The 12,523-nt window shown below is 42.7% G+C and carries 15 protein-coding genes and 3 tRNA genes; 12 read left to right on the forward strand and 6 right to left on the reverse strand.

What is annotated here, in order from left to right:
* Window positions 1–197: 197 nt before the first annotated feature.
* Entirely contained in the window at window positions 198–1,520 is a 1,323-nt protein-coding gene (locus V7K98_RS04095) for a D-alanyl-D-alanine carboxypeptidase (RefSeq protein ID WP_335019556.1), read from the reverse strand.
* A 290-nt stretch (window positions 1,521–1,810) separates the two neighbouring features.
* Between V7K98_RS04095 and V7K98_RS04100 the strand changes: the two genes are divergently transcribed.
* Window positions 1,811–2,545 carry a DUF1995 family protein gene (locus V7K98_RS04100; RefSeq protein ID WP_335019557.1) on the forward strand — a complete coding sequence of 245 codons (735 nt, stop codon included), beginning with the start codon at window positions 1,811–1,813 and terminating at the stop codon, window positions 2,543–2,545.
* Here V7K98_RS04100 and V7K98_RS04105 read toward each other — a convergent pair.
* Complete coding sequence (locus V7K98_RS04105) at window positions 2,542–2,703, reverse strand: hypothetical protein (RefSeq protein WP_335019558.1); 162 nt, start codon at window positions 2,701–2,703, stop codon at window positions 2,542–2,544. The two genes, V7K98_RS04100 and V7K98_RS04105, sit on opposite strands and share 4 nt — an antisense overlap.
* Before the next feature lie 15 nt (window positions 2,704–2,718).
* On the opposite strand from V7K98_RS04105, the gene V7K98_RS04110 reads away from it, so the two are divergent.
* Both V7K98_RS04110 and V7K98_RS04115 read left to right on the forward strand, forming a co-directional pair.
* Window positions 2,719–3,144, forward strand: coding sequence for an acyl-CoA thioesterase (locus V7K98_RS04110; RefSeq protein ID WP_335019559.1), 426 nt, complete (start codon window positions 2,719–2,721; stop codon window positions 3,142–3,144).
* Window positions 3,145–3,326: 182 nt separating this feature from the next.
* Window positions 3,327–3,587, forward strand: a complete 261-nt coding sequence (locus V7K98_RS04115; RefSeq protein ID WP_335019560.1) for a hypothetical protein — start codon at window positions 3,327–3,329, stop codon at window positions 3,585–3,587.
* Between the two features lie 24 nt (window positions 3,588–3,611).
* On the opposite strand, the gene V7K98_RS04120 is transcribed toward V7K98_RS04115, so the two are convergent.
* On the reverse strand, window positions 3,612–4,394 hold the full coding sequence (locus V7K98_RS04120) for a TrmH family RNA methyltransferase (protein WP_335019561.1): 783 nt from the start codon (window positions 4,392–4,394) through the stop codon (window positions 3,612–3,614).
* 86 nt (window positions 4,395–4,480) lie between these two features.
* Window positions 4,481–4,561, reverse strand: a tRNA-Leu gene (locus tag V7K98_RS04125).
* A 410-nt stretch (window positions 4,562–4,971) separates the two neighbouring features.
* Between V7K98_RS04125 and murA the strand changes: the two genes are divergently transcribed.
* The 9 genes from murA to V7K98_RS04170 all read left to right on the forward strand — a co-directional run bounded on the left by murA (window position 4,972) and on the right by V7K98_RS04170 (window position 11,618).
* On the forward strand, window positions 4,972–6,339 hold the full coding sequence (gene murA, locus V7K98_RS04130) for a UDP-N-acetylglucosamine 1-carboxyvinyltransferase (RefSeq protein WP_335019595.1): 1,368 nt from the start codon (window positions 4,972–4,974) through the stop codon (window positions 6,337–6,339).
* A 180-nt stretch (window positions 6,340–6,519) separates the two neighbouring features.
* Complete coding sequence (locus V7K98_RS04135; protein ID WP_335019562.1) at window positions 6,520–7,398, forward strand: M48 family metallopeptidase; 879 nt, start codon at window positions 6,520–6,522, stop codon at window positions 7,396–7,398.
* A gap of 216 nt (window positions 7,399–7,614) precedes the next feature.
* Window positions 7,615–8,547, forward strand: a complete 933-nt coding sequence (locus V7K98_RS04140) for a hypothetical protein (RefSeq protein ID WP_335019563.1) — start codon at window positions 7,615–7,617, stop codon at window positions 8,545–8,547.
* A gap of 72 nt (window positions 8,548–8,619) precedes the next feature.
* Entirely contained in the window at window positions 8,620–9,741 is a 1,122-nt protein-coding gene (locus V7K98_RS04145) for an alpha-hydroxy acid oxidase (protein WP_335019564.1), read from the forward strand.
* Window positions 9,742–9,840: 99 nt separating this feature from the next.
* A tRNA-Leu gene (locus tag V7K98_RS04150) sits at window positions 9,841–9,924 on the forward strand.
* Between the two features lie 34 nt (window positions 9,925–9,958).
* Window positions 9,959–10,228 carry a hypothetical protein gene (locus tag V7K98_RS04155; protein ID WP_335019565.1) on the forward strand — a complete coding sequence of 90 codons (270 nt, stop codon included), beginning with the start codon at window positions 9,959–9,961 and terminating at the stop codon, window positions 10,226–10,228.
* Between the two features lie 241 nt (window positions 10,229–10,469).
* On the forward strand, window positions 10,470–10,610 hold the full coding sequence (locus V7K98_RS04160; protein WP_335019566.1) for a hypothetical protein: 141 nt from the start codon (window positions 10,470–10,472) through the stop codon (window positions 10,608–10,610).
* Window positions 10,582–11,379: a WecB/TagA/CpsF family glycosyltransferase gene (locus V7K98_RS04165; RefSeq protein ID WP_335019567.1), complete on the forward strand. Its 798-nt coding sequence runs from the start codon at window positions 10,582–10,584 to the stop codon at window positions 11,377–11,379. The genes V7K98_RS04160 and V7K98_RS04165 overlap by 29 nt, the downstream gene beginning before the upstream one ends.
* A 167-nt stretch (window positions 11,380–11,546) precedes the next feature.
* A tRNA-Gln gene (locus V7K98_RS04170) sits at window positions 11,547–11,618 on the forward strand.
* 90 nt (window positions 11,619–11,708) lie between these two features.
* On the opposite strand, the gene V7K98_RS04175 is transcribed toward V7K98_RS04170, so the two are convergent.
* Window positions 11,709–12,188 carry a hypothetical protein gene (locus tag V7K98_RS04175; protein ID WP_335019568.1) on the reverse strand — a complete coding sequence of 160 codons (480 nt, stop codon included), beginning with the start codon at window positions 12,186–12,188 and terminating at the stop codon, window positions 11,709–11,711.
* Window positions 12,189–12,267: 79 nt separating this feature from the next.
* Window positions 12,268–12,453, reverse strand: coding sequence for a hypothetical protein (locus V7K98_RS04180; protein WP_335019569.1), 186 nt, complete (start codon window positions 12,451–12,453; stop codon window positions 12,268–12,270).
* Window positions 12,454–12,523 lie beyond the last annotated feature (70 nt).

Below are 12,523 nucleotides of genomic sequence, written 5' to 3' on the forward strand. Positions count from 1 at the left end.
ACTTTCACCTACATCTATCTGAGAGTTCAACCCGCAGGGGTTGGTGAGGTTATTAACGGGCTGGATACCGAGATTCACTCACAACGAATCGCACACCCTTTACAAGTTCGGTTTTTACCCATAAATAAAATTTTTCGATTGCTAACAATACTACAACTCTCAGGGTAGTTACCAATTATTCCTTTATTTTACATGAACTAACTTTTGAATAAAATTTCATTCCGACTGGTTGCACCTAACTGCGGTAAAGAGTTGATGGCTGAGTGAGGAGTGAGGGCAGTAGGAACCGTTAGAGGTAATTGTAATTGTTTCACAACACTTTGCAGGAGTTGGTCTTGTTCATTTCGTAAACCCCAAACATTTGCTCCACGGTTGATAATAGCAAACCAAACCAAACCGCGATCGCGTGTAGGCATGACTCCAGCTAAAGCGCTCACATCTCTGAGAGTGCCAGTTTTGATTACAGTAGAAAGAGGAATGTGTCGAGAGTGTAGGGTTCCTCGGTGATCAAACCCAGACATCGGGAACAAGTCAGCCAGATTTAGCTGATGGGCAGATGCCTCTCCTTGAATAGCCATCAACATCGCACAAACAGCCCTGGGAGAAATGCGGTTTTCCGGGCCTAGTCCAGAACCATTGATTAACTGAATTTCGACTTGTGGAACCCTCGCAAGGTTAGCAGCAGTGGATTCGACTACAGTTGCTCCTCCCACTGACTCTGCTAGCATTTCTGCCATATCGTTGTTACTATAAATATTCATTTCCTTAAGCAGTTGCCTTAAGGGTAACGAACGATGACGCAGTAACAAAGTTTGTTGAAGGTTCGGTTGCGCCTCAACTTTCACCGTACCCGCAATCACAACTTGAGGTTTGGGCGTTCCCTTGGGCATGATTGAGTGTGTGTAAATAGCAGGGCGGCCCCAAGTTGCACGATTTAGTGTTTGCTTGAGCATCATACCCGCCAGCATCGGCTGTCGTTGGAAATTCATGGGAAATCTGCCATTAATAATTAAATTTCCCTTTACCTGCTTGATGCCCATTTTATTCAGAGTATTACCAAGAGCGATCGCTTCTTCCCAAACAAACATTGGATCGCCACCACCTGTAATCACCAAATCGCCTTGCACAACTCCATTTACCACTGGCCCAGTAACACTTACCAAAGTATCAAATTGGTAATCTGGCCCCCAAGTTTTCAAAGCAACTAACGAAGTAGCAATTTTGGTTAAAGAAGCAGCCGGCAGAGGTGTCGTACCTTGGTGATTTGCCATCAGCATCGGCCCTGACTGCATCCAAATTCCTTGACTCTCAGCCAGATTTTGCCCCACCACTTTTGATGCAATCAGCTTTTTCAGATATTCCTGCACCGTGGTTGCCCCAGTTGGATTGGGATCGGGGGCAAGAACCAAACCAGGACTACCTTGCCAAGTCAAAGCATCTAAGGCATCTAGAGGCTTGATTTGCACCCCGGCCATTTCCAGCCAAAGTGACACCAAACCTGAACCCAATAATTCCAGCATATTTTATTCCTCTGTAAGGATATGATCAGTTGTTTACTGTGCTAATCTACAAGGCTTTTTACGATAATCAGTACTGAGCCATAATAACTGGTGTCTTTGCCATCTGGAAATAGCCCTTTTTGTCATCTTGATTATGAATTCTGTAGGACTGAGGCAAAACTACACGCGGTAGGGGCAATTCATGAATTGCCCCTACATCTACCTATATTTGGTTAATCGTCATCGTCTGGCTACTCAATCAGAGCCAATACTGAAACAATAGGAATAATGCTAAAGCGACATCATAAACTATGAGTGAACTTCCTAACAGTCTTGAAGATGCGATCGCCCAATCTCGTGTAGCTGTCCAAGCTGCCCTTGCAGATGGTTGTACTCGCTTGCAGGTTGAGTTCCTGTTCCCAGAACTCAAGTTTATGCCCGTGGCGGAACAATTTTTGCCCGTGTTTACAGATTATGATTCCCGTTTGAAGATTTTCTTTGCTGACGCTGGTGCTGCCGCCCTAGCCCGCCGCAATTGGGCTGACGCACCATTTCAAATTTTAGATATCGGTACGGGAAGGACTGCTTCCTTGGAAACAAAAATTCAGCCAGAGGATGAAATTTTCTTATTCATTGCCCCCACTTCCGTAGAAGTACCGCAGGTGGAAAAGTTGTGTCAAGTAATAGGCGATCGCCCTGTAGTATTTTTAAATCCCCGTCTAGAAGATTCTGGAATTGTGGGCATTGGTTATGCAGCAAGGCAAACTCGCCTACGTTTCACCAATACCATTGAATGCTGTTATTATCTACGCCCCATAGACGATCAAAGTGCCTTATCTCGCTCCTACCCAGGACAGTGGGAAGTTTGGCTAGAAACTGGCGGCGAATATCAAAGAATTGCCGAATTACCTACAAAACCATCGGGTGATGAGTTGGATCTGATCTTTTTAAAAGGACAACCGCAAACAACAACGGACACTGCACCTGCGAAAAAGCCCAATGTGTTTAAGAGTTTGCAACGCTTTTTAAAGGCTTTGAGTAGTTAGTACAAACTAGAGGTAGCAGGAGGAACTGGATTGTCTGCTGCCTCATTTTGAGTTTTTATGCTGAAAACACTGTATATTGTCCGGCATTGCCAATCAATTAGACAGGAACCTAACGCGCGATCGCATTGGTTATGCTGAAGTGTAAAAAACAGTGCCATAGTACCAATTAACCTATGCAACCGTTCAAAACCCTGCTACGTGTCCGACACTATGAAATGGATGCCCTTGGACATGTAAATAACGCCGTCTACCAAAATTATCTAGAACAAGCAGCTATTGAGCATTCAGAATACCTGGGCTTAACTTTGGATGTATATCGGGAAGTCGGTGGCGTATTTGTGATGCGGCGGGTAGAAATTGACTATTTACGTCCAGCAGTAGCAGGCGATACCCTAGAAATCACTACTTGGTTGAAGGAAATGCGCGGGACTCGTGCCTTCCGATGCTACGAGATTCGTAAACAAAACCAAGATAATTTGTTAGTAACGGCAGAGGTGCTGTGGGTTTGGGTGGATGCACAGACAATGCGCCCACGACCAATTCCCAGTATCATGTTAGACAAATTTTTGCAAATCCAAAACCCAGGTGTTACAACCTAAAAATGGTTTGTTATTCGCCATTTAATGAATCTTAATTATTCTAATGAAAAATAAATGATTTATTTTTTCCAATAATGCTGACGAGCAAGAATACACAACTATGATGTTATCAGTGCAAATTTAAATCTGTAGAAGCTGCAATCAAAATTAGGTCAGTAAATCAGGATTTTCAAGTCAATATTATGGAGCCAATTCAGCCACAACAGCGCCGCGTCGCCGATCAAGTGTTTGAGCAATCCCTCGATCAGTTGGAGGATATCTTACAAGAAATTTCAATTGAGGAAGAAGAAATTCCACAACTCGCTCAACTGCATTCTACTAATTTCAATGAAGTCGAAGTCGATCCAGATTCCATCGCTATTGATTTAGCAGCCCTTGAGGACGCAGTTGCTGATATCGAACAATATCTCGAAGAAAAGACAAAAACCCAAGAAAAGTTATGAGTTTTAATTCTTGCACAGGCGCGATTAATCGCGTCTCATTTGCCGCCGAGCCTCGTACAACATTAAAGCGGCTGCGATCGCTACATTTAAAGATTCTACCCCAGGACTCAAAGGAATTCTGACTTGTTTATCTGCGATCGCTGCTAAATCTGCCGACAATCCAGCCCCCTCATTGCCCAGTAAAATCAGACTGGGTTTGCGCCAGTCCACATCCCAATAAGTCAAAGTCGCACTAGGTAAGGTTGCCACTACCTGCATTCCTGCTTGTTGACTTTGTTCAACTGTAACTTTTAAATCTTCGGTTACAGCCGTTGCTAGGCGAAACCATTGCCCTGCGGAAGCCCGGAGAACTTTTGGACTGTCTAAATCTACACTATCTCCACTTACCCACAAACCTGATGCTCCCACCGCCGCCGCAGTGCGAATCATCGTACCCAGGTTTCCCGGATCTTGCACTGTTTCTAAAGCTAGAACTAAACCAGTGAATGGTAGTTGAGCTTGGCTATCCCTTCGTTTTGCCGTTGCTACCACACCATCTGGTTGGACTGTAGTAGCGATCGCATTTAAGACTTCCTCGCTGACAACTTCGGTGCGATCGCTTTTACTACAAGCTTTTTCCCAAAGTGACGAGTGGGCTACTTGCCAATCTGGAGTACAACACACTGTTTCTAGCGGGTAATTCACCGCACAAGCTTCTTCCAACAGGTGCGTCCCTTCGAGTAAAAATAACTGCTGCTTATGCCGCTCCTTGGTGGAGTGGAGTTTGCGAATCTGCTTAATTAGGGAATTTTGTAAACTGGTCAACACGATTTTAGATTTTGGATTTTAGATTAATTCAAAAGACGCTGGTGGACTCCGTAACGCTATCGGCAATCTAAAATCCAAAATTGATATGCGGAACCCGGGACTTGAACCCGGAAGCCTTGCGGCACTAGAACCTGAATCTAGCGCGTCTGCCATTCCGCCAGTTCCGCATTGGTATTTTTACTTATCGACAATTTCATGATTATTGCATAAACTCCTATCTTTGTCAAGAGAAAACAAAACAACCATTAAAACTCTCAGGTTTGTAACGAGTCTTTCGGGAAATTAGATCGAATCAAAATATTAGCTGAACAGTACAGCATTGATTCGTAGAGAATACTTAAGTCATTTTACTGAGTATTTAATTTTGCTTAAAACTAGTATTCAATCATTGTTTTTTGTTCAATTTTTAAAACCCCCAAAAAGCTTGCTATAGCTTGCTTTTAGCCCTTTTTTTTTCCAAAAAAGCAATTTTTTAATACAATAAATTGCCCTAAAACGTGGATAATTTGAATCTTTACTGTAGAATCGAAACCAACTTCAAACATATAAAATACGTATTACTTTTGGAGGTAGGCTTATCAATTCTTCTACCAGCTTACCAGATGCCAAAATTGCTCCAGATGCAGACTCCTCAGTCTTGCAAATTTGGGGCGGGCATCCTTTGCGAGGTCATGTAAAAATTAGTGGGGCAAAAAATGCAGCATTGGTAATCATGGCTGGAGCCTTGCTGTGTCCGGGCGATTGTCGCATCCGCAATGTCCCCTTGTTAGCGGACGTAGAGCGGATGGCTCAGGTATTATTGGCTTTGGGTGTAAATTTAACCCGGCAAGGCGATATTTTAGACATCAACGCCAGCGAAATTAAAACATCAAAAGCTCCCTACGAACTAGTTACCCAACTGAGGGCGAGTTTCTTCGCCATTGGAGCCATTCTTGCCAGATTGGGAGTAGCACAGATGCCCTTACCAGGCGGTTGTGCTATTGGGGCAAGACCAGTTGACTTGCATGTGCGAGGACTGCAAGCAATGGGGGCTGAGGTACAGATTGAGCATGGCATTTGTAATGCCTACGTCCCTGGCAGCAGCCGGAGATTAAAAGGTGCGAAGATTTACTTAGATATCGCCAGCGTTGGAGCAACAGAAAACTTGATGATGGCTGCTACCCTAGCAGAGGGCGAAACCATCATCGAAAATGCTGCCAGAGAACCGGAAGTAGTTGATTTAGCTAACTTCTGTAACGCGATGGGAGCGAAAATCAAGGGGGCGGGTACTAGCAGGATTATTGTCGAGGGAGTCCCCAAATTGCATTCTGTTGATTACAGTATCATTCCCGATCGCATTGAAGCGGGGACATTTTTACTGTCAGCAGCAATTACCCGCTCAGAACTTACCCTCTCACCGGTGGCTCCAGAACATCTTATCCCAGTAATTGCTAAACTCCGGGATATTGGGGTGACAATAATTGAAGAAAAGCCTGACCAATTACACATTCTGCCAGCAGAAACTCTTAAGGCAACGGATATTGAAACTCAATACCATCCGGGTTTCCCTACAGATATGCAAGCGCCATTCATGGCTTTGCTCACATTAGCCGAAGGCGACAGCGTGATTAACGAATCCGTCTTTGAAAATCGCTTGCGTCATGCGTCAGAGTTGAATCGCTTGGGGGCAGATATTCGTGTTAAAGGTAACGCTGCTTTTGTTCGGGGAGTACCAAAATTATCTGGCGCACCAGTACTAGGCACAGACTTACGAGCATCAGCTGCGCTAGTTATTGCAGGGTTAGCGGCAGAAGGAAAAACCACAATTCAAGGATTACAGCACCTCGATCGCGGCTACGATCGACTTGATGTGAAGTTGCAGCAATTGGGAGCTAAAATCCTCCGTGTGAGTGAAACATCAGCAGATGCCGAAATTGCTCCTAGCATCAGTAGCCTTTCAAGTTGAAATTGATAGGTTGAGACTGACGCGCAAAGGGAATGAGGAGGATGAGGGAGAATAATAATTCACTCGCTTCCTCATTTCCCCCATCTCCCTACCCACCCTTGTTAAATCGTTATACTAACTGTGGGTGGCTGGTTAAATAAACAGCCACCCACAGTTGTATTTTTTATAGCTTGCTGCACTATGTCATTCTTCAAAACCCCTCTAATTGGTTTAAAAGCTGACTCATTTCGTCATCCATTAGACCTGGAAGCTACTAAAACGCTCAAGCAAATACCAGGAATTGATATGTTGGTGCGAAATTGGCTCGGGCCAATGGCAGAACAGGTTTTCTATGTAGAAAATATTGCTTCCAGCATTCTGGTGGGTGAAAAACAACTACCTGATTTATACAAGTTATTGCTAGACGCTTGCGAAATCCTGGATATAGAACCTCCCCAGTTGTATGTCAGGCAACATCCGGCTCCCAACGCCTATACTTTTGCTGTGCGGGGTAAGCAGCCCTTTGTGGTGATACACACATCCCTAATTGATATCCTCACCCCAGAGGAAATCCAGGCAGTAATTGCTCACGAGTTGGGACATCTCAAGTGTGACCATAGCGTTTACTTAACCCCTGTAAATTTATTGATATTAGCTGCGGCAATTGTGCCCAGTGTCGGAACCTTCGTTGCTCAAGCGATACAGGCACAGCTTTTAGAATGGGTACGTTGTGCTGAGTTTACCTGCGATCGCGCCGCATTACTAGCAACCCAAGACCCCAAAGTTGTCATGTCAGTGTTAATGAAACTAGCGGGTGGTTCCCCAACCTTAGCGCCACAACTGAATCTTGATGCCTTTGTTGCCCAAGCCCGCGCTTATGATGACATTAGCAAGACCGAATTAGGCGAAATGGTCAAAACTGCCCGCACAGCCCAATTAACCCATCCAGTGCCAGTGCTGCGGGCGCGAGAAATTGATCGTTGGGCAAGCAGCACAGAATATCAATCTTTAATCCAAACTCATGGATTGAAGTCTACAACTAATGAAGTTGCACCCAAAGGTGGCTGGCGAAACTGGTAGAGTTATTAATGCGATCGCACTGTGATGTAAAATACTGGTTCAGCCCAAAAATCTACTAATGACCTTTTTTAATTAAAAGTTAAAAATTAATCAAGAAGAATAATTTTTAATTAATTTTAGGTACAAGCCCCTACTGATACCGCAGCGCTGGCTCATCCTAAAGGATCTTGGAATTTTTAATTAATAATTTTTAATTTTTAATTGGAGCGAAGCGACTTGACTAGGTTTCCTTACGACCAATTCGCCAAAGACTATCTTAAAGAATTGCTACAACCATTGGGAGAAGTGGAAACTAGTCGGAAAGTTCCAGCCCAAATCCGAGAAATTGATGTTTATTTCGTACCTCCACCCCAATCGGCAAAGAATACAATAGAATTAGGGCTGTTAGGAAAATTTGCGGCTGAACCGGCATTACTTGAACCATTTAGAAATGCGGCAACAATTGCGGAAATCCGCAGTTGCATGAATAAGTTATTTGATATCTTTGCTGAACTAAAGCGTCAAGCCAAAGGTGAAAAAAATCGGCTTGCAGAATTAGATTTACCACGTTTGTGGATTTTGTCACCCACAGCTTCTGAATCTGTAGTAAATGGTTTTAGAGCTAATTTAGATGAGGAAAATTGGGGAATAGGAGTACATTTTTTAGGCGATTACTTGAGAACAGCAATTGTGGTAATTCACCAATTACCGCGTACAGAAGAAACACTATGGTTGAGAATTTTAGGTAAGGGAAGAGTCCAGCAACAAGCGATAGACGAACTAGAAGCACTTCCCCAAAATAATCCCTTACGTTCCAAAGCAATTGATTTATTATTGAATTTAAAGACTACCTTGGAATTCAATCAGAATATAGATGAAGAGGATAGAAATTTAATTATGCGTTTATCACCTATTTACGAGCAAAAATTAGCAGAAGTTAAACAAGAAGGAATCCAAGAAGGAATCCAAGAAGGAATTCAAGAAGGAATTCAAGAAGGAATCCAAGCAGAACGTCGGAATGTTATAGAGAATTTGTTACGAGTTCGCTTTGGTTCGTTAGATGCAGAACTAAGAGTAATTACTGAAGCTTTATTGGCATTAACACCAGAAGAATTTACTCCTTTATTGCTGCAACTATCTAGAGAAGAATTATTAGATAGGTTCCTTTAAAAGAACTCAGTTACCAATAAATCGTTCAATCGGATAAAAAAACATCCCATTGCTTAACCCACAGCCTCTACCATGACAGTTGTATCTAACGACCATCGCTTTCAACCCATAAATCTCTTTGAGTACGAAAAGCTAGCAAAAGAGCATCTGTCTCAAATGACCCTTGATTACTATAGCAGTGGTGCTTGGGACGAAATCACATTACGAGATAATCGTGCTGCCTTTGAGCGAGTTAAGTTAAGACCTCGGATATTAGTCGATGTTAGCGATCGCAATCTAACTACCTCCATCTTAGGACAACCCCTGCAACTACCTTTGTTAATTGCACCAATGGCCTTTCAATGTCTAGCCCATCCAGACGGAGAAGTCGCCACGGCTCTAGCTGCCGCATCAGCCGGTGTGGGCATGGTATTAAGTACAATGGCCACAAAGAGCATTGAAGAAGTAGCAACTGCGTGTGATAAACTTCCCGATTCTCTGCGATGGTTCCAGCTTTACATCCATAAAGACCGAGGATTAACTCGTGCTTTAGTAGAAAAAGCCTATAAAGCAGGCTACAAAGCACTCTGTCTAACTGTAGATGCACCTGTTCTCGGACAACGCGAAAGAGATAGACGTAACGAGTTTGCCTTACCCACAGATTTACATCTGGCTAATCTCGCCGCCATATCAGGGCTAGATATTTCCCATGAAAAAGGCGAATCTGGGTTATTTACCTATTTTGCCCAACAGCTAAACCCAGCAGTAACTTGGGATGATTTGGAATGGTTGCAATCTTTATCTCCACTACCTTTAGTTATCAAAGGAATTTTACGGGGAGATGATGCTGTGCGGGCTGTAGAATATGGGGCTAAAGCAATTGTTGTTTCCAATCATGGTGGCAGACAACTCGATGGTGCGATCGCTTCAATAGAAGCCCTAGTTGAAATAGTAGCAGCAGTGGATGGTAAAGTAGAAGTGCTGCTGGATGGAGGCATTCGCAGGGGGACAGACATTCTCAAAGCTCTAGCTTTAGGAGCAAAAGCAGTACTAATAGGAAGACCAATTTTGTGGGGACTAGCAGTAGCAGGACAAGTGGGTGTATCTCACGTCATCTCACTACTACAAGATGAGTTAAATGTGGGAATGGCACTTAGCGGCTGTGCCAACCTACAGGATATTAACCCTAGTTTATTGAAATTGCCACGCTTTTAAGCCTTATACATAATTTATTCCAGAAAAAGTTTGAGAATTAATTTTCAAACTTGTTACAAAATCCCTCAACTAGAGTAGAATAGTTAAGTTAGATGTAACGGGCGGGTGGCGGAATTGGTAGACGCACCACACTCAAAATGTGGCGGCCTTGCGGTCATAGGAGTTCGATTCTCCTCCTGCCCACTATCAAACAACTAAATAGAGAGGTTAAGAATTTATGCGCCTGAAAAGATGGGAATCTCCCCGTAAAGAAGGTAGGAATGACAAAGGTAGAGGTGGTTCTGCTAGGAAGCGTCAACTCAAAAAGCAACGGCAAATGTTACTTCAAAAACTCAAAGAAGCTAACAAACCAGACAACAATAAAAATAATAGAACAGGGGAAGATAAGCTTATCTTCCCCTTATTTTTTGGGCTTTTATCTCTTAAACGCATACTTACATATCAAAATCGCCATACTGAGTGCCTATTGTCTTACTTCTCCGTATAAAATAATTACATCATAAATCTTACTCGATCATAAAATTTATATAAAAATTTCTCGTAATTGTAATGCTTGCATGAACCAATCAAAAATTAATTATGAAGAGAGTATGAATTTTGTCAACCAGCGTCATAAATTCTTAGTTTAAAACAGTAAGCTAGGACACAACAGTAAGTAACTATGACTATTACCGATTAAGCCAAAAGTTTACTAAGAAGGCAATTGCACCTCCACGTGTTAACTTCCAATGATGACACAAGCCTATAAAAAAAAGTCAGGAGTTATCCAATGGGAATTATTCAATATTCGTATTGGTTTAGATAATCTATGGATTTTTTTCTTGGAGACAGGAGTTATTAATGGTGGTAAGAGTGCCTCTACCGACTAAAAAAGTGCTTGATTTTCCTATTACTGCTTTACGCTTTGACCATCAGATAGAAAAAATACTGGAGTGGGCGAGTAGGCGTGAGAGTAAAAGCGTGTATGTAGCCAACGTACACATGCTCATTGAAGCTCATTGGCATCCAGAATTTGCCGCCGTATTGCGAAATGCAGATATAGTTACTCCTGATGGTATGCCTCTTGTATGGATGATGCGAAAAATGGGAGCGTCTTCCCAAGACCGTGTAGCAGGAATGGATATCTTTCTAGAATTGTGTCAGCTAAGTCAAACAGAAAGTCTTAGTATTTTCTTTGTCGGTTCCCAAACAGAAATTCTCTCTAAAATGCAAAAAAGGTTAGAGCAGGAATTCCCCCAGATAAAGATTGCGGCGATGGAGCCTCTACCATTTCGTCCCCTGACTCAAGTTGAAGACGAAGCTTTAGTTCAAAAGATTAATTCTAGTGGTGCTAGTGCCGTCTTAGTGTCACTAGGATGCCCTAAACAAGAAAATTGGATCGCTCAACATAAAGGTAAGATACAAGCTGTAATGATTGGACTGGGTGGAGTTTTCCCAGTTTATGCAGGAATTCATAAACGTGCGCCCCGCATAGTTCGAGACTTAGGACTTGAATGGTTGTATCGATGGATTCAAGAACCGCGCCGACTTTGCGGCCGCTATGCTAAGACTATTCCACTATTTATATGGCTGGCTATGAAGCAACTACTATCATCAAGTCGGATTGCAGCAGTCTTCCTTCACGAGACTGGAGATTAGAAAAAAGTGAAAATAAATAATCTAGTTACCCCTAGCTTTGATATTCAAAGCTAGGGGCAGCTTTTTGAGCTTAAATTTTATAGTAAAAATCCATTATCTGAAATAAACCATAAAAGTACTTGACACAAACCCAGGATTAACTGCTATACTAACTAGAGTAAGTTCGTTGGGGCGTCGCCAAGTGGTAAGGCAGCGGGTTTTGGTCTCGCCATCCCTGGGTTCGAATCCTAGCGCCCCAGTAAATCTAGAAGACAGGGTTTTATACCTGTCTTCTAGATTTTTTAGTTATATGCTTAAGATGCGTCTCAATGCATCTAATTCTATAAATGTTACTTATCAGGCGATTTGAGAGCTTGATCGAGAGTTTGCCGAGCCTGTTCTGCTTTAGATCGGGCATCTTGATAACGCAAGTTAGCTTGGGCGAAGTTTTTGAGAACTTTAAAACCTTCCTTAAGTCGAGTAATTTCCTCTTCAGTCACCGAATCGTCAGTGAACAGAACATCGAGCGCTTTGCGAATTTCTAGCGCTTCATCTCGTGACTCTTGAACTTTCAGCTTGAGTGTGGCCAGGTTACTTAAAACCTGGACAGCTTGTGTAATAGTATCCTCACCGCTAGCAGTATCAATAGTTGACTCTTTAACCTCAATTAATTGTTGAGGGCCAAACCCTTCTTCTAGTTCCGTGGGTAGCTTACCTGCATCCATCAGTTCCATCAGCTGATCCATTGCTTTATCACGGGCTTTGGCTGAATCTTTTCCAGAAACAGTAAGGATAATTTCTGGGCTTTGAGCGAGAGTATATTGCACCATATTTGAAGCAGAAAATTTGCTGGTTGACCAAACTGAAGCAAACTATTATAACATGTTGTGTGTCAGATTATTTCTTGGTTTATCTGTTTCGGTTTTCGTTGTGTAATTTCCATAATTTCATTGAAAGCGGCGGTAAACTCCATCCCCAGGTGTCTGTAGAGGGATAGCCGCCCCGCCACTTTGGACATTGGGCATTGGGCATTAAAGGCTCTTGCTCATTCCCCATGCCCAAAAACTCCACCCACAAGGGAATGGAGTTTTTCATTCCTACCTTTGTTAAGTCAATCAAAATAAAACTTTATACTTAATGAAAGGGTAAATAAGTTTCAAAAGGA

This window comes from Nostoc sp., assembly GCF_036917435.1.
GTDB lineage: Bacteria > Cyanobacteriota > Cyanobacteriia > Cyanobacteriales > Nostocaceae > Nostoc.